Raw genomic sequence first — 16,450 nt, 5'->3', positions numbered from 1 at the left:
CAGATTATCTGATTTTCTCCCCAAGCAACTGCCTGTTTCCGTTCCGCTTGGGGAGATTATTTATAGAATAATACTTATTGGCTCCTTAACCCAAGATGGCACGAGTTCATTCTAAGTCAGATCTACCGACTAAAATCTGCCCCGTCTGCGAACGTCCTTTTACTTGGCGCAAAAAATGGGCAAAATGCTGGGATAATGTGAAGTTCTGCTCGGAACGCTGTCGCCGACGCAAATCCCAAGCCAGTTAGCTGTCTTAAGCCATAAAGGAGGTTCGTGAATTCGATGCAACCCAAATTAATTATCCATGGTGGTGCAGGAAGCGCCCTGAAAACCAAAGACGCCACCCAAGCGGTGCGCGATTCTCTTTATAAAATACTCGATGAGATATATGCTCTGTTATTAGCCGGTGCAAATGCCCGTGAAGCAGTGATTCGAGGCTGTCAACTCCTAGAAGATGAACCTCGCTATAATGCCGGAACGGGTTCGGTATTGCAATCTGATGGACAGATTCGCATGAGTGCATCGCTGATGGATGGTAAATATCAGCGCTTTAGTGGTGTGATTAATGTATCGCGGATCAAAAATCCCATCGAGTTGGCGAAGATTTTGCAAGATTGTCCCGATCGCGTCCTCTCGGATTATGGAGCGGCGGAACTGGTGCGCCAAGTGAATGCACCCATTTTCAACCCGTTAACCGAGAAACGATTACAGGAGTGGCTACAGGAGAGACAGGACAACTTTGAACGGGCGATGGCGGATGTGGTTAGCGAACCTGAACTCCTTTCCTCGGAAGCCGGACGGGGTACGATTGGGGTAGTCGCGTTAGATAGTCAGGGATGCTTGGCGGCGGGTACATCGACCGGCGGGAAAGGGTTTGAACGGATTGGTCGGGTCAGTGATTCGGCAATGCCTGCGGGGAATTACGCCAACCTGAAAGCCGGCGTAAGCTGTACCGGGATTGGTGAAGATATCATTGATGAATGCTTCGCCGCACGGGTTGTGGTGCGCGTCACCGACGGTTTATCCTTAGCCGATGCCATGGCACGTTCCATAAAAGAAGCAAAGGAGAATCAGCGGGATTTAGGTGCGATCGCGATTGATGCTACGGGTGCGATCGCCTGGGGCAAAACCAGCCAAATTCTCCTCGCTGCTTACCATACCGGTCACCAAAAGGGAGACACACTCGAAATAATTGAGGAGGTGCAAACGGTATAGCAGAGGTTATCCTTCATCAATAGGCTCGCATCAACCAATCTCGCAGGTTGCCTGGATGGGGACAGTATTTCTGGGCAAGACATGCTGTTCCATCTCAGCTTCCAGCTAATTTTGGATCAATCAGCCTAGTCGAGTTAACCACAACTGACGTAATACAGTGGAAACAGACGTATTACGCTCTTGTCTGTAGTTTCGCTGATCAATTCCCTTGAGTCAAGTTTTGTTTGCAAATCTTTATAAGGGTCGCGATAGTCGCATCTGGGTGTAACGGAAAAGATATAATCATTTTTTACTCTTAAATTATTAAGAAATTATGACACTGAGATTTATTAGCCCAAAAACTGACTTTGCCTTCAAGAAAATATTTGGGTCAAACGACAGCAAAGATATTCTGATTAGCTTTTTAAATGCCTTGATTTATGAGAGCAATCCCGTGATTCAGGATTTAGAAATCATTGATCCCTATAATCCCAGGGATGTCGTTGATCTAAAAGATAGCTATCTAGATGTCAAAGCTTTGCTGGATAATGGCTCAACGGTGTTAATTGAAATGCAGGTACTCAATGTGGCGTTCTTTGAGAAGCGCGTCATTTATAACCTGACCAAAACTTATGCGAATCAATTAAAATATGGGGAAGGATATTCTCACCTTAAACCAGCCATTGCCTTAACCATTACCGATTTCCCAATGTTTAACCAGACTCAACGATTCCTAACGCGCTTTTGCTTAAAGGAAAAACAGGAGTTGTTTGATTATCCTGATCCGGAAATCGAGTTAATCTTTGTTGAATTACCCAAATTTACTAAAACCCTTGATGAATTAGACAGTTTAACTGATAAATGGATTTACTTTATTAAAGAGGCTCCCAGCTTGGAAGTCATTCCACCCACATTTAGGCAACTTCCGGAACTGGATAAAGCCATGAATATCGCGAATCAAGCGAATTTAAGTGTAGAGGAATTGGAAAAATTGCGTAAGCAAGAAATGTTTCTCGAAGACCAACGAGGTTTTATTATTAAGGCAAAGCAGGATGGATTAGCAGAAGGATTAGAGCAAGGATTAGAGCAAGGATTAGAGCAAGGATTAGAGCAAGGATTAGAGCAAGGATTAGCACGAGGGCGTCGAGAGGGAGAAATCCGAGCGATGTTACGTTTACTGGAGCGACAGTTTGGGTCAATGTCTCCAGAAATCATTAACCAGATTCAAAATTTATCTTTTGAACAATTGGAACATCTAGGAGAAGATGTTTTAGACTTCAATAGTGTAGAAGAATTATCAAATTGGTTAGAAGACAATGGGATGAACAGGTGATTAATACCAAGTTGCATTCAAAGATATAACTTTCTCTCCCCCAGCCTCCCCCAGCTCCCCCAGCTCCCCCAGCTTCCCCAGCCTCCCCAGCTTCCCCAGCTCCCCCTGCCTCCCCCAGCTCCCCCTGCCTCCCCTGCTTCCAGACGTAGCATGCTACGTCTCTACATTGCTCCCCCAGCCTCCCCAGCTCCCAACAGGACGATGCCTAAAAGCAGAGCTAATGAATGATAATAGTTTTTTATATTTGCACCGGAGCAAAATTGGTTTAAATTATGAATAGAGACAAACAAACCACACGGAGCAAATCAAACCATGTATACCACCTACCAAAACGGACTGATCAATTCCACCCCTGTTGAAACCAAGACAAACCCCACCAACTCTCCCACCTCACCCCAACAACCCATCAAGCCACTGCAAACCATCAAGCAATGGTTAGAGAACATCGAAATTCACAACCCCGCCAAAGCTAGATTCTTCTGCAAAATGATTCCCGCCCAGTGCCCATTTGAACGCGATATCTGCCTCTTTGGGCGTCGGGTTGCTCACATTCCTCCCTTGTGCAAACTCAATCCTTTCTATGACGAATTCGTTAGCCTTCGCTTTCGCGCCCTTTGCTACTTAGCGGATCAATGTGGGGAAGATATCAGTGCTTATTGTTAGTCAATTCGTCATGGGAGACTATACCTCCATTACGCGCAGCAAAAATGCCCACTTATCGGCAATCTCTTCAATAATCTTAGCCGTCGGTTTTCCCGCACCATGACCCGCCTTAGTTTCAATGCGAATTAAGACTGGATTATCCCCAGCATGGGCTGCTTGTAACGCCGCTGCAAACTTAAAACTATGGGCTGGAACTACGCGGTCATCATGATCCGCTGTCGTAATTAATGTTGCTGGATAAGCCGTCCCTGGCTTGAGATTATGTAACGGAGAATAGGCATAAAGCGCCTTAAACTCCTCCTGATTTTCCGGTGAACCATAATCAGAACACCACGCCCAACCAATCGTAAACTTATGGAAGCGCAGCATATCCATGACACCAACTGAAGGAAGGGCAGCACGGAATAAATCGGGACGCTGAGTCATGCAAGCCCCAACTAATAAACCACCATTACTTCCCCCACCAATTGCTAGTTTTTGCGGACGAGTATATTTATTCTCAATTAACCACTCCGCTGCGGCAATAAAATCATCAAACACATTTTGCTTATTCAGCTTTGTTCCAGCTTGATGCCAATCTTCGCCATACTCACCACCGCCTCGGAGATTCGGAATCGCATACACGCCTCCCATCTCCATCCAAACCAGATTACTAATCGAAAAGCTGGGAGTTAGGGAGACATTAAAACCACCATAACCATAGAGATAGGTGGGATTATTACCATCCAATGTCAACCCCTTCTTGTGGGTAATAAACATCGGTACTTGTGTCCCATCTTTACTCGGGTAAAACACTTGCCGCGTTTCGTATTGAGTCGGATCAAAGTCTACTGTCGGTTGGCGAAATAGGGAACTTTCCCCCGTTACCATATCGTAGCGGTAAATCGTGGCTGGGGTAGTGAAACTGGTAAACACATAGAAGGTTTCCGTATCATACCGCTTCCCGCCAAATCCCCCGGCTGAACCAATTCCCGGTAATTCTACCTCCCGAACCAAGGCACCATTGAGGTCAAAAATCTTAATGGCAGAACGGGCATCTTTGAGGTAATCGGCAACAAATTGGTTATTCAGAACGCCGACAGATTCTAACGTTTCTTCGGCTTGGGGAATAAGTTCTTGCCAGTTCTCCCGTGCTGGGTTATGAATATCAATTGCAATCACCCGACTTCGTGGTGCGTCTAAGTCTGTTTGGAACCAGAAGATTGACCCGTCATTGTCAATCAGACTGAAATTCGCTTCAAATTCTGAAATCAATTCGACGATGGGAGCATCGGGGGTTTGTAAGTCTTTGTAGAAGACCAGATTCTTCGGATCACTTCCTTGACTGACATAAATAATTAGATAATGACCATCTTCTGTGACTGAGCCATTAAACATCCATTCTTTCTGGTCAGGGCGATGATAAATTAGCAGATCATCGGATTGGGCTGTGCCGAGTTGGTGATAATAGAGTTTGTGATAATAATTAGCATCTTCTAATTTTGTGGCATCATTGGGTTCGTCATAACGGCTATAGAAAAAGCCTTGATTATCCGTTGTCCAGGATGCACCGGAAAACTTTACCCATTGGAGATGATCTGATAAATCTTCTCCCGTTTCCACATCCCGCACTTTCCATTCTTGCCAATCGGAACCGGAGGTAGATAAACCATACGCCATACGGTTTCCATCATCACTCATAGCGGCACCCGATAGGGCGACAGTCCCGTCTTCGGAGAGGGTATTGGGGTCAATCAGGACTCTGGGTTCTCCATCGAGAGAGGTTAAGGTATAGAGAACGCTTTGGTTCTGAAGTCCATCATTTTTGAAATAGAAGTAGCGGTTCCCTTCTTTATAGGGAATGCCATATTTTTCGTAATTCCAGACTTTGGTGATGCGCTGCTTCAGGGGTTCCCGTTGGGGGATGTCTTCGAGATAGCCGAAGGTGACTTTATTTTGCGCTTCTACCCAGGCTTTGGTTTCCTCGGAGTCGGGATCTTCTAACCAGCGATAGGGGTCAGCGACTTGCGTGCCATGATAGTCGTCTACTTGATCAGCTTGGCGGGTGGTGGGGTAGTTCAGAGGTTGGTGAGAAGATGGCATAGTCTGGAATATGAGGCAGCGTTTTCTAGTGTAGCGCTCTTTGGGGAAGGGTTAGGCAGTGTGTGGGGGATAGGGTGCGATCGCGTAAAGATTACCATAAGCTGTCATGCCTTTAAATTGGGTATTAGTAGCGAGCTTTCCGGCTCGCATTACAAGGATTTCACCATTGTTAACATTAAGGTTTAAATGCCGAACAGTTTACCAGAACACAAGTAACGTCGTAACGTAGGGTGGGTTAGGCGGGATTTCAACGGAAGCGATAACCATTTAATGAACAATCCAACCTAACCCACCGATGTTAACTGGGAGGTGTATTATTTAATCAACGTTCTATCGGTATCCAATCCCCGATGGAATGAATAGCACAGAATTTAGTAAGAGCGATCGCGAATTATATAAAGGTCAGGATGCCGATGACTGTTAGGGGAATGATTTAGAGTGGGAATAATTGCTTCATTGCAGTATTCGCTGAGTGTTTCAGATACGATATTCTGGCATTTGTTGGATAATTTCCTGGGAAGTTGAATAGTCGCCATGATGTAGGGGGCGGGTTTAGTCACATCGGGGTTAGGCGAAGAAACGATAATAGTAAAACCCGCCCCTACAGATGTACCATAAGGCAAACGTCAGTCTTTTGGTGGAGTGCGATCGCGTATCAGTCGATTTTACCAGAATGTGAGCATCCTAACTCATATCTGATTAATTTCTTCACAACGTATCATTAAATGTTTCCATTTCCTGCCAATCCTGAGACATGCCATAAATCTGCATTTGCTGGCAACGTTTCACATAGAATTTAGCCGCGTGATCACCAGAATTCACTTGCACGATAGACTGAAAAATCGCCAGCGCCTCAGCAAACTGCTCCTGATGATACAGACAAACACCTCGCTCAAACTCCCCACGAGTTTGCGTCTTTAACGTAATCAAAGATGGTGGCTCACCATCATACACTTCATACACGCCCACCGCCGTCTTTTTCCCTTTCACCCGCACTTGCCCTAAAAATCGATAACTAAACTCCCCAGGTTGTTCTAAACAAGATAACGTTTGTTCACTGATTAAAATACCAGCCTTATAAACCTTAGTTAACCCCTCTAACCGAGATGCCAAATTCACCGCATCGGCAATCACCGTGCTTTCCATCCGCTGTTCTTCGCCAATTGTGCCTAACATTAATGTTCCCGTATGTAACCCAACACCAATAGCAATCGGGGCATAGCTAAGACTGCCACGATGTTGATTATAAATCACCACTTGTCTTTGCATTTCCACCGCTGCCCTCACCGCTGCTTGGGCTGACTCTGGAAACAGCGCCATCACCGCATCCCCAATATATTTATCAATAAATCCCTGATGATTGCGGATCACAGGACCGACTCGTTTCAGGTAGGAGTTGAGAAAGTTAAAATTATCCTTGGGTGACATATTTTCTGACAAACTGGTAAAGTCGCGAATGTCAGAAAACAAAACCGTCATATTTTCCAGAACCTGATCACCCAGTTGCACATCTAAAATGCTTTCTTTTTGGAGGAAGCGCAAAAACTCACGCGGCACAAAACGACCATAGGCTAAGTTAATTTTCGATAAATGGATATGGGTTTTAATCCGTGCCAAAAGTTCCTTTTTATAAATCGGTTTCGTCAGATAATCATTCGCCCCAGATTCCAACCCTTCCACCAAATCCGAGACTTGATTCTTTGCCGTTAGCAGCACCACCGGCAGTTCATTCGGCGGGAACTGTTCGCGAATTTTTTGACACACCTCATACCCTGTCATCCGAGGCATCATCACATCCAGTAAAATTAGATCCGGTTTAAATCCTCTTTGAATAATGTTTAATGCCTCCATCCCATTAGACGCTTGGGTAATCCCATAGTTCTCTAAGGATAAATGATTCACCAAAACCTGAATATTAATCGGTTCATCATCCACGACTAAAATTTTTAACTTGTTCTGGTTTACCGCAAACTCAGCCGCAGTCGTGGTTATTTCATCAGTGACAATTTGGTTTGTTTTAACCTCTGTTGCACTTCCATTCAGGGTGAACCCTTTCCATAGAGTTGGAGTAGCAGATTCTATGGGTTGAGGTGCCGTTAAGTTATCAGAATCCAAGGATTCAACAAATTCAGATAGCGGTAACGTAAATGTAAATCGGGAACCCACCCCCAATGTTGATTCCACCCAAATTTGACCCCCATGTAATTCCACCAACTGTTTGGTAATTGCCAATCCCAAACCTGTCCCCCCGTATTCCCGCGCAGTTGATCCATCGGCTTGTTCAAAGGACTCAAAAATTCGCGGTATTTGCGTCTCCGGAATACCAATTCCCCTATCTGCAACTGTAATCTCTAAGTAAGAATTTACCACGTTGGCGGAAACCTCTACCACCCCTTTATCGGTAAATTTAATTGCATTTCCCACCAGGTTATACAAAATCTGTTGCACCCGATTTTCATCGGCTTTAACTGGGGGAATGTCTATGCCAATCCTATTGATAAGCTGGATATGTTTTTGACCCAATAGGGGTTGAGACAGTCGCAAGACAATATCGGTGACTTCCCGAATTCCTACAGGTTTAATTTGCAGTTCAATGGTTTTATGTTTCAGCTTAGCAAAATCTAAGATATCGTTAATCAAATGAGACAGACGCCGACCACTCGATACCACCATCGACAGATTCGTTCGTTGTTTCTCTGTCAAGGAACCTGTCGCACCATCAATCATCGATTCAGCAATGCCAATCATGCCATTTAACGGCGTTCTCAGTTCATGGGATGTATTGGCTAAAAACTCATCTTTCAGCTTATCCATGCGTTCTAATGCTGCATTTTTAGACTCTAATTCTTGGGAATACGCTTGCAGCCGCACGCGGGCTTCCATAAACCGACGTTCTAAAATCAATCCCAGAAAGAGGATAAAGACTAACATTCCCCAAGGGTAAAGTTCTTGCTGATTGTATAGGTCTTTAATTCCCACTAAAAGGTCATGAATTCCCAAAAGGCAAAAAATAATAAATCCGGTTGTAAATAATTTTGCCTCGACATTACCCCGCACCGAAAATTTCAGGGCAATGATCAGGATAACAATAATTGTCGCTAAAATAGAAAATTGCAGAAAAGTATTAAGCGGCTTGACATACTCTAATTGGATGACGAGTAACGTAAAAGCAATCATGGCACAAACTAAATTAATTTGCCATAACCGCCGCACGATTCCCTTATAGCCTCGCCCAAATATCTGCTCAAAAAATAGACAGATAACCACAGGCACTAAATAGAACGAAGCAAAGTAGGTATAAAGAATTACTGAGCGCGGTAGCGGAAAGAATAGAAGTGTGAGTTCATTGCCTAAAATGCTAAATACACCAATGACCGTGGCTAAAATCCCAAATAAAAAGTAGGCTTTCCATTCCTTTTGCTGCCAAGACAAGCCGATAGCCACCAAGCCGATTAGGGTAAAAAAGCAGCCCAAAACAAACTTGCTGATATTTTGTTGAACTAAATTTTGCATCAACGTCCGTTGAGCTCCCAGGCTGACTGGGCGATAGGTTCCAACTCGAATAGGCTCCTGGTTTGTTACATGGACTTTAAAATAAAGTGTTTTTCCGGCAAAATTGTCGTCCAATGGAATAAGGAACCAATAGGGATTGAGTAATTTAAGCTGATTTGAAGCATTAACTACGGCAAATTCATCGATAAGCTGACTATCCAGATAGGCTTCTAGATAGGGAATACCACGCCTATCTAAACTAGGATATCGCCATTGACCTGGGGGTAATTTTATCCGCAACCAAGCAAAACGTTCCCCCTTTGGCACTTCAAGTTTGCCAGGAACTTGAAAGGGTTGCCAAGCAGAATTATACCAATCCTCCTGTGTCCAAATCGGAACACCATCCTCATTGACTGGAGAATCCCCCCAACGATATTGCCATCCTTGAGTCAGTTGGATAGGCGGCGACTCGGTGAAACGCTGAGACGGAAGCTGATTCGGCGTCCGCCAAAGCAGTAAGCCAAACAGTACAGCCAGCCAGAAAGCGCCTAGGGTTAAGGCAATCCGAGTACGGTTCCATCTGACTCTAAACCTCATTGTGTCCCTCTCTATCGGCGCTATTACCTCTCCTTGCAGGGTAGCAATTTTTGACCCTTCATTTCGCTTAGGGAACCTGGTTTTGAGTTAGTGTTCGGCGCACTATTGCCTATTCCCTGTTCCCTATTCTCTGTTCCCTAAACGAAGCGCTTGATGATTTAGGTGTAAAGAAAGATATGATCCCAGATGTAATCAATTAATCCTTTAGCATCATCTAAAGGCAAAACTTGACAACATCCTTGCTTATCTTTTGTCAATAAGGGGATTTCCGAAAGACTTGCCGTATCTTTACCATCTTGCACCAATTTACCCCGAATATCTTCTAAATTATGAATCGGACCATTGATATCAAAATCAATCTTTGTGCCAAATTTCTCATCCATCCAGGTTTCAATTTGGTTATCCAACTGTTCAGGGGTTAGGGGCTTAGGGCTAGTTAACAGATGGTAATAAACCAGAATGATTTCTTTACATTCCTCTTCTTCCGCCGCATCAATTAAGGCATGAAACACGCTGGCATTATTTGCCATATTCTTAAAAAATAGGGTTTCGGTTACGGTTTTGCGGAATTTAATCTGCTTACTCTTATAATTGCTATACTGCTTGTAGGCAAATCCCCCTAATGTCACCAGTAGCGATAACACAGCAACGAGGACGGGCATAATATCCCGGACATCTTCTTCACTTGCCTGGACTATCTCCAAAACCGATGGTCCCATCGTAAAAAATAAAATAGCCCCAATAACAATTAGAAGTTTAGGCAGAACTCTCAGGATGATTGGAATAGCGGCACCAATAGCTGGAACGATTAAGAGAAGACGGTCTTTCCAGGTCATGCTAATTTTGATATTGGGGAAAAGGAGTTCTAGGTCAAATTTAGGGATATTCTTGTAAAAATAGAGGTACATCTTACCGGGTGTAAATTGGAGGGAGGCTAATTTGTCGCCTTTGCTTTGAAAATAATCGGCGTCTTTGAATTTAATCAATAAAACGACTCGTTCAAAAACATTTATTTTTTTCTGTTTTTTCCTAAAAAACTTTTTAATCTGAATGGTTTCTTCATAATCTCCCCGACAGTAGCAGACGAGTTGATCAAATTCATCAAAATCAACAGCAGTTTTCAGTTGAATTAAGGATTTTTCTTTAAAGGCGCGTTGTAAACTATTCGGAGAGAGGGGAACATAATTGGCGCGTTCGAGAATCGTCTGAAAGTCTGTAACCACATTCGCCTCGCGTTCGGCTAATTTATCGGGAGTGAGTTCAACTCTCGATTGAGTATCAGCATCAGGGTTGAACGGATCATAATTATTCTTTAACCGTTCCAAATAGGCATGAAACTTAAAATGATAATAGGCGGAAAGTAAAGTACAGAAATCCCGGAACTGTTGCACCTTCTCGTTAGGCAACTGTCCATCGTCTAGGCACAGTTCGATTAAATCTCTGCGACGATAGGGAATAAATGCTTCTCGGTCTTGATAAGTCGCCATATCTGAAAATAGACTAAGTAGTCGGACTTTCATTAAAGTTTACTGTTGAGACTAGGGAACAGGGTACAGAAATGACCCTTCACTTCGCGCATAGGAAACCTGGTTTTGACAATCTTTAACTCGAATGGGAATGACTGGTATGCTGGTGGGCATTGCCCACCCTACGGTATATCAAGGGTTTCGGCGATCTAAAAATGCTTATTTCAGGGTGATTAATCTTTAAATCAGCCTGACAAAATAGATGTCTCGGTGCTTATTTCACATACACAAACCCAGCACCAATTCCCTGTGACGGGTCGCGAAGCTTGATATTTTTAATCGGTACGGCTGAACAGGGTAATGGAGATGCCCAGCATCGGAGTTTCCAGTTTGCTGGATAGACATAAGTAACATCATTCACTTGGTCAGATACTAGATTAGCACTAGGTAAGGGAGGAGGTAAAATTAACCGGGATTGAGCATTATCCTGAATCAGACCAACAGTAGTCAAGCCAATGACAAATAGGGAAGCCAATAAGATTGTTTGAGGTTGTTTTAGGGTGTGAGTGAATCTAGACAGGGGCTGGGTCAATTTAGAGGGGATTTTTTCAAACAGACTTTGACCATATATTGCCCCAAATAAAGCCGGAATAAGCAGGAAATAGCCCAAGCCAAACCGGAGTAAAGGACTTTGAATCATAATAAATGTAATGCCGAGTAATCCTAATAATAATATCCAGGCAGTTCCTAATTTAAGGTGTTTTCTAAATTGACGGAATATAGGGATAGAGAAAATAATAACGAAAATTGTAATCAAAGTCATGATTTTAGATTTAACTGAACCTTTTAGCCATCGCCCAACTCCTAAAGCTATAGCCGTCAATCCTGACTCCTCTGAATCCGAAAACACCCACCAAAACTTGATGGGTTTACTTTCCTTTATGGCTTTTTCGATGGGAACTGACCAAGGCAGGTCGAGGCACATAAAGGTTGAAGGATACAGGGGGCATCCGGATATGGTCAGGCTATATAAAACCATGGGTGATAGGATTAATATAGTAATACCACTGCCTGTGAATAGCCGCTTAATTTTTAGTTTAAACTGATTACCCATTAGATAAAAAAGAAATCCTAGGGGGAGCAGCGGTAGAGCCGAAAGCTTAATGGTTACGGCTCCGGCTGATAGAATTAGGGGGATAGTTTTAGCATCGAAAAGAGGCGTTTTGGCATTAGTATTCCTTAAAGTAGACTGAGCGTTGTGTGAAATAACCAGAATTGTCCAGGCTGTCACTCCAATAAGGAAAGCAACTGTGACATCAGGAGAAAATGAGATGAGTATTGGTGAACCAGTCAATACGGTTCCCGTGTAAACGAGAATGGCAATAGCTGAAAAGATCAATAAAAACCAGTCCGATAAGCGTCCTTTACGGCTGAGTATTTGATTGAGCGTAATTAGAGATTGTAAAATAGCAAGAAGGAAGATAAAGCCATTGGTAATCGCACTGACTCGACTGCCAAAAATTGGAGATGTAAGCGGCGCAGCGAGAGCAAACCAAGAAGAGGTAAAGCCAAACTTACCATTGATTAGCGCTAACCCATTAACCGCGCCAAATTGAGACATCCAGCGGATAGAACCAAAGTGATAGAGTCCGGTGTCAAACCAGACTATTTTTTGACTGGTAAAAGCGGCAATAATTAGTTCTAAGGTAATAAATGCAACGATAAAGCTGGGAGAAAGACGCGATCGCACCGCAGCCAGTTCACTCCGGGTTGGCTGAGACAACAGAGATAGGGCGACTAAACCGAGGGCAAGGAGGAAGCCAACGGCGCTAGATAATGGTAAAATCAAGGAAGTTGCCAGCAGGGAGAGGCACAGGACAATGATTCCCAGCCAGACGGCGGCGATGAAGCGATCGCTTCTACGATCAATGCGATCGGCTTTCAACCGATTCACAATAGCTGTGCCAATTGAGAAACAAACACCAATCAGAAAAAGCCAAGTGATCATAAAATAAAGCATTCAGTACCTCTAGTCCTAATGAGCGCGATCGCGATCGTTGCTATCTCTTTTCATTTAGAAGTCTATCAACAGAGATTGGGCGTTGGGGATGTAGTGGCTAGGATTCTGGGGGATTTCTTGCAAGTGCAACCGGAGGTGGAAAAAGACACAACCCGGATGAAAGAACAGAGAGTGTTGAATGTATAGGGGTGGGTTTAGGTGATGCGATCGCAAGCTACTAATGATAACCTTTCCTCAAACCCGCCCTGAGTGAGTTTTGAGGTCCCATCTCCCCCCAATTCAGCCAGATTGCGGAACCGGAGTCACCAGAATCCGCCTGATGGCGATATTTATTGCGATAGAGTAAATGTTATAATGCTTGAAAGCTAGAGAGCCAGGGTAGGTATAGGTTTTTATGAGTACAGTGTTAGTCGTAGAGGACGATCTCACCCAACAACATTTGCTCTCAAAGCTGCTTGAGCGTGTAGGGCTGACGGTAATTGTGGCTGGGGATGGTGTGGAGGCGCTGGAGAAAATTCAGCAATTTCACCCGGACTTGGTGATTTTGGATATTGTCCTCCCCCGCATGAATGGCTATGAAGTCTGTCGTCGCCTGAAATCGGAACCGGAAACCCAGACTATCCCGGTGTTAATGTGTTCGGCGAAAAAAGAGGATTTTGACCGCTACTGGGGGATGAAGCAAGGGGCGGATGCTTATTTAGCCAAGCCTTGTCATCCCCAAGAAATCGTGGAGACTGTAAAGAAATTGTTAAAGTCCCATGATCGAGCTGTAAGCTGATTGGTGATTAGGAACTGGAGTATATCCTACCTCTGCATCTACATTCCCGTATTCCGGCGTTCGATGAGTTTCAGGAGGATTTCTCCATGGAAAGAGCGACTAATTGGATAGAAGTACGCCCAAACTAAACCTCCCATGAGGACAATAGCGGGAATCGGACCAATCAGCAGGCGAATCGTCCACAACGCTGATTCTGGTTGAGTCGTGGGTAACTGTTCAGACGTGGTGGAGATGAACCCAGACATATCTAAGGCTTTACCCACGAGGAACAGTGCGATCGCAACGGCAATTTTATGTAATTGTACAACTAACCCATAGAAAATTCCCTCACGTCGTTGTCCGGTGTTGAGTTCGTCAAAATCAACGACATCGGGAAGCATCGACCAGGGTACAATATAAGCCGTAGACAAACCCAATCCAACCAATACGGCTAGAGTGTACATTAATCCCACTTGATTGGGTTTTGACTTCTCCCCTGGTTAAAAACCCAGGGGATTCTAAGAGGATACTGCGGGACGAGCTAAAGCCGCGTCCCGACCTTTCATCTTCTTAGAGTTCCAGAGGAAAACTCTGGATGGCGCAGTCAAAAACGCCCTACAGACCTTAGCTAGGTCAAGACCTAGCTGTATCTCTACTTTGCGGAGGATATTAGCAGCACCGTTAGCATCGGCGTTGATAAATTCTCCTTTTTTCGTGCGGTACATTCCTCGTTTTACTCTCATCCAGTTGTTGAGTCCGGGGTCGATTCCTAGTACCCGTGAGGAGTCTACATCTGCTGTTATAGAAGGTAGGAGGTAGACAAACTCAGCATAGAAGCAACCGTTGCGGGGAAGGATTACCGTACAAGAACATTCCCTCCTTGTTTATTGTTATATTATATCACTTGAGGGAATTATTGCGCTTAAATACCCAATCATCGGATCGTTAATCGCATCCCAAACCTTGCCAATCAGCAAAACACTCCCCGCTAAGGTGGGATTTAATCCCGCGACATTGGTTAGGAAAAACAGCAAGAAAAAGACTAAGATGTTACCCGGAATTTCCCCTCCCAATTCTCCAGCTCCATAAGCGAGTTTGGTGGGCAAATTCAATTGCTCAGGGAGACTTTTCTGGGGGACAGGATTAGCCATCAGGGATGTTTACAACTCATGCATGAGTGATCATCTCACTTCTGATGGCAGATGACAAGTTTGTCCTTTGTCCTTCCTGCACAGGTTATCAATTAATTATCATACACTTGTGCTACTTCATGCAGCGACTTTTCAAATTCCATGCGCTGTTGAGCATTGCGGAGAAAGTAACCGTTCATCATTGCAGAAACTAATAACCGACTCAGATTTTCACGGTTGGTAGTAACGGTGACATTAAAGTGCTCGTGAGGTAGGGCGCCTAACATTCCGATTAGGTTGCGTTCCATCACCTGAAGCACTTCAGGATCGGGTTTAGAGAGTTGTGCAATTGTTTCTGGATGCAGAGACTGGACATATTGCCAGAGGAAGTTACCGCCTTCGCCTTCACTACCAAAGAATTCTGGAACTCGATTTGACAGATTGTTCATGGTAATAATCGAAAATGGGTAGAGTCGTTTGTGTTTCTATCTCTTATCTCTTAACTTTAATCAATCTCATCGCCATCGCCTAGTGAGTGCAACCGAACACCGATGGCGGATTTTACGACGTGTTGAACCATAAACTCACATTAACATAGGTGGACACAATAAAAGCTAACGGTGAAGATCGTCATTTGTCATTTAGTCGGGGCGGGTTTAGTTACATCTGGGTATAACCAAAAAGATAGTGGTGAAACCCGCCCCTACACACTCTCCCCCAGCTCCCCCAAGACAATTTCCCTCACCGCTTCCGCCCAACCCTGAGAACCGGGTGCGGGTGCGACTTGCCATCCTTTACCGGATAATCCGGGATGGATACCTTTGTTTCCGGGAACAATTACCGGAATATCCACGGCTTTGAGCATCTCCAAGTCATTGGGACTATTTCCTAAACCCAGGGTGGTAATTTGGGCATCGGGTTGAGCAGATTTGCAGGAGTCTACTAACCACTGTACCGCTTTTCCTTTGCCGGCTCCAGCGCCGATCAAATGACAGAAGCGATCGCCAACCACAATCCGGTATCCTAAGTTTTGTACAATTTCATTAAGGCGTTCTGGTGTTACCTTCTTAGGAGTCACAAATGGTTCGGTAAACTCCCGCGCCTTTGCCTTTTTTGCTTCTTCCAAGGACAATCCTGTTAAGTGACAAATCTCGACTTCACTCATATCCCCAAATCCCCGTAATGGTTCATTGAGAATGGTGGCTATTTTCTCTAATCCAAGTCTGGCTTCACTATAGATACAACCTAAATGATGCAGATGATAACCCGCCCATTGGTTCCTTTTGGGTAAGGTTAAGTGGTTATAATCTAAGGGAATAAAGATACCACTACCATTTTCCACAATAAACGGCTCATGGAGTTGTAGTGATTGGCGCAGCGTTTCGACTTCTGGGCGTGTCTTACTGGTAACCGGAATTACCGGAACTTGATTTTCCTTGAGGGTATTGATCACTGGAATAGCTTTCTGATAACTATAGGTTTCAGGATCTAGAAGTGTGCCATCTAAGTCGGTGAAAATGATTAAAAATTTTGAGTTTTTCATCCTATAATTTTATAGTATAGAACCCCTTTTTTGCCCTGGCGACTAGAAGTCGCAGCTACACAAACTTTCGTCCGCCTGCGCGGACTAGCTTATAAAGGGGGTGGCTAACCCGGATTTGGTATAAGCCCCCCTTTTTAAGGGGGGTTTGGGGGGATCTCCCAGTATTGAATACA

15 protein-coding genes and 1 pseudogene are annotated in these 16,450 nt (G+C 44.3%); 6 read left to right on the top strand and 10 right to left on the bottom strand.

Annotated elements, in window-relative coordinates; genetic code table 11:
- Nucleotides 1-95 precede the first annotated feature (95 nt).
- The 4 genes from RLO19_RS22845 (at nucleotide 96) to RLO19_RS22830 (ending at nucleotide 3,190) form a co-directional block, all read left to right on the top strand.
- Nucleotides 96-248 (top strand): DUF2256 domain-containing protein, encoded by a 153-nt coding sequence (locus RLO19_RS22845; RefSeq protein WP_446359708.1) that lies wholly within the window; start codon nucleotides 96-98, stop codon nucleotides 246-248.
- Between the two features lie 34 nt (nucleotides 249-282).
- Nucleotides 283-1,215, top strand: coding sequence for an isoaspartyl peptidase/L-asparaginase (locus RLO19_RS22840; RefSeq protein ID WP_446359707.1), 933 nt, complete (start codon nucleotides 283-285; stop codon nucleotides 1,213-1,215).
- 319 nt (nucleotides 1,216-1,534) lie between these two features.
- Nucleotides 1,535-2,527 carry an Rpn family recombination-promoting nuclease/putative transposase gene (locus RLO19_RS22835; protein ID WP_446359718.1) on the top strand — a complete coding sequence of 331 codons (993 nt, stop codon included), beginning with the start codon at nucleotides 1,535-1,537 and terminating at the stop codon, nucleotides 2,525-2,527.
- A gap of 312 nt (nucleotides 2,528-2,839) precedes the next feature.
- Nucleotides 2,840-3,190, top strand: coding sequence for a Mo-dependent nitrogenase C-terminal domain-containing protein (locus RLO19_RS22830; protein WP_446359706.1), 351 nt, complete (start codon nucleotides 2,840-2,842; stop codon nucleotides 3,188-3,190).
- An 18-nt stretch (nucleotides 3,191-3,208) separates the two neighbouring features.
- Here RLO19_RS22830 and RLO19_RS22825 read toward each other — a convergent pair whose 3' ends face one another.
- The 5 genes from RLO19_RS22825 to RLO19_RS22805 all read right to left on the bottom strand — a co-directional run bounded on the left by RLO19_RS22825 (nucleotide 3,209) and on the right by RLO19_RS22805 (nucleotide 12,847).
- The gene (locus RLO19_RS22825; protein WP_446359705.1) at nucleotides 3,209-5,272 is read right to left on the bottom strand and encodes a prolyl oligopeptidase family serine peptidase; all 2,064 of its coding nucleotides are present in this window, start codon (nucleotides 5,270-5,272) and stop codon (nucleotides 3,209-3,211) included.
- Between the two features lie 371 nt (nucleotides 5,273-5,643).
- Nucleotides 5,644-5,895 carry a hypothetical protein gene (locus RLO19_RS22820; RefSeq protein WP_446359704.1) on the bottom strand — a complete coding sequence of 84 codons (252 nt, stop codon included), beginning with the start codon at nucleotides 5,893-5,895 and terminating at the stop codon, nucleotides 5,644-5,646.
- Nucleotides 5,896-5,980: 85 nt separating this feature from the next.
- The gene (locus RLO19_RS22815) at nucleotides 5,981-9,361 is read right to left on the bottom strand and encodes an ATP-binding protein (RefSeq protein WP_446359703.1); all 3,381 of its coding nucleotides are present in this window, start codon (nucleotides 9,359-9,361) and stop codon (nucleotides 5,981-5,983) included.
- Between the two features lie 158 nt (nucleotides 9,362-9,519).
- A complete protein-coding gene (locus tag RLO19_RS22810; RefSeq protein ID WP_446359702.1) occupies nucleotides 9,520-10,881 on the bottom strand; it encodes a DUF3754 domain-containing protein in 1,362 nt (453 codons plus the stop codon).
- 220 nt (nucleotides 10,882-11,101) lie between these two features.
- Nucleotides 11,102-12,847, bottom strand: a complete 1,746-nt coding sequence (locus RLO19_RS22805) for an LIC_10190 family membrane protein (protein WP_446359701.1) — start codon at nucleotides 12,845-12,847, stop codon at nucleotides 11,102-11,104.
- An 18-nt stretch (nucleotides 12,848-12,865) separates the two neighbouring features.
- Between RLO19_RS22805 and RLO19_RS22800 the strand changes: the two genes are divergently transcribed.
- Nucleotides 12,866-13,033, top strand: coding sequence for a hypothetical protein (locus tag RLO19_RS22800; protein WP_446359700.1), 168 nt, complete (start codon nucleotides 12,866-12,868; stop codon nucleotides 13,031-13,033).
- A gap of 208 nt (nucleotides 13,034-13,241) precedes the next feature.
- Nucleotides 13,242-13,625 (top strand): response regulator transcription factor, encoded by a 384-nt coding sequence (locus tag RLO19_RS22795; RefSeq protein WP_446359699.1) that lies wholly within the window; start codon nucleotides 13,242-13,244, stop codon nucleotides 13,623-13,625.
- Between the two features lie 38 nt (nucleotides 13,626-13,663).
- On the opposite strand, the pseudogene RLO19_RS22790 reads toward RLO19_RS22795, so the two are convergent.
- The 5 genes and pseudogenes from RLO19_RS22790 to RLO19_RS22770 all read right to left on the bottom strand — a co-directional run.
- A pseudogene (locus RLO19_RS22790) lies at nucleotides 13,664-14,089 on the bottom strand (MFS transporter); the annotation flags it as partial.
- A gap of 33 nt (nucleotides 14,090-14,122) precedes the next feature.
- A complete protein-coding gene (locus RLO19_RS22785) occupies nucleotides 14,123-14,347 on the bottom strand; it encodes a hypothetical protein (RefSeq protein ID WP_446359698.1) in 225 nt (74 codons plus the stop codon).
- A gap of 147 nt (nucleotides 14,348-14,494) precedes the next feature.
- Nucleotides 14,495-14,755 (bottom strand): MFS transporter, encoded by a 261-nt coding sequence (locus RLO19_RS22780; RefSeq protein ID WP_446359697.1) that lies wholly within the window; start codon nucleotides 14,753-14,755, stop codon nucleotides 14,495-14,497.
- 92 nt (nucleotides 14,756-14,847) lie between these two features.
- Complete coding sequence (locus tag RLO19_RS22775) at nucleotides 14,848-15,183, bottom strand: DUF760 domain-containing protein (protein WP_446359696.1); 336 nt, start codon at nucleotides 15,181-15,183, stop codon at nucleotides 14,848-14,850.
- A gap of 254 nt (nucleotides 15,184-15,437) precedes the next feature.
- Complete coding sequence (locus RLO19_RS22770; protein ID WP_446359695.1) at nucleotides 15,438-16,277, bottom strand: HAD-IIB family hydrolase; 840 nt, start codon at nucleotides 16,275-16,277, stop codon at nucleotides 15,438-15,440.
- Nucleotides 16,278-16,450: the final 173 nt, after the last annotated feature.

Origin of the sequence: Coleofasciculus sp. G2-EDA-02 (genome assembly GCF_040226375.1) — a bacterium.
Lineage (GTDB): Bacteria > Cyanobacteriota > Cyanobacteriia > Cyanobacteriales > Coleofasciculaceae > Coleofasciculus.
This window is presented reverse-complemented; position numbering and strand designations above follow the sequence as displayed.

Excerpts from the sequence above, each read along its gene's own strand:
- RLO19_RS22770 (WP_446359695.1), bottom strand. The coding sequence starts at position 16,277 with ATGAAAAACTCAAAATTTTTAATCATTTTCACCGACTTAGATGGCACA.
- RLO19_RS22825 (WP_446359705.1), bottom strand. The coding sequence starts at position 5,272 with ATGCCATCTTCTCACCAACCTCTGAACTACCCCACCACCCGCCAAGCT.
- RLO19_RS22845 (WP_446359708.1), top strand. The coding sequence starts at position 96 with ATGGCACGAGTTCATTCTAAGTCAGATCTACCGACTAAAATCTGCCCC.
- RLO19_RS22810 (WP_446359702.1), bottom strand. The coding sequence starts at position 10,881 with ATGAAAGTCCGACTACTTAGTCTATTTTCAGATATGGCGACTTATCAA.
- RLO19_RS22800 (WP_446359700.1), top strand. The coding sequence starts at position 12,866 with ATGAGCGCGATCGCGATCGTTGCTATCTCTTTTCATTTAGAAGTCTAT.
- RLO19_RS22840 (WP_446359707.1), top strand. The coding sequence starts at position 283 with ATGCAACCCAAATTAATTATCCATGGTGGTGCAGGAAGCGCCCTGAAA.
- RLO19_RS22775 (WP_446359696.1), bottom strand. The coding sequence starts at position 15,183 with ATGAACAATCTGTCAAATCGAGTTCCAGAATTCTTTGGTAGTGAAGGC.
- RLO19_RS22815 (WP_446359703.1), bottom strand. The coding sequence starts at position 9,361 with ATGAGGTTTAGAGTCAGATGGAACCGTACTCGGATTGCCTTAACCCTA.
- RLO19_RS22780 (WP_446359697.1), bottom strand. The coding sequence starts at position 14,755 with ATGGCTAATCCTGTCCCCCAGAAAAGTCTCCCTGAGCAATTGAATTTG.
- RLO19_RS22805 (WP_446359701.1), bottom strand. The coding sequence starts at position 12,847 with ATGCTTTATTTTATGATCACTTGGCTTTTTCTGATTGGTGTTTGTTTC.
- RLO19_RS22795 (WP_446359699.1), top strand. The coding sequence starts at position 13,242 with ATGAGTACAGTGTTAGTCGTAGAGGACGATCTCACCCAACAACATTTG.
- RLO19_RS22785 (WP_446359698.1), bottom strand. The coding sequence starts at position 14,347 with ATGAGAGTAAAACGAGGAATGTACCGCACGAAAAAAGGAGAATTTATC.
- RLO19_RS22830 (WP_446359706.1), top strand. The coding sequence starts at position 2,840 with ATGTATACCACCTACCAAAACGGACTGATCAATTCCACCCCTGTTGAA.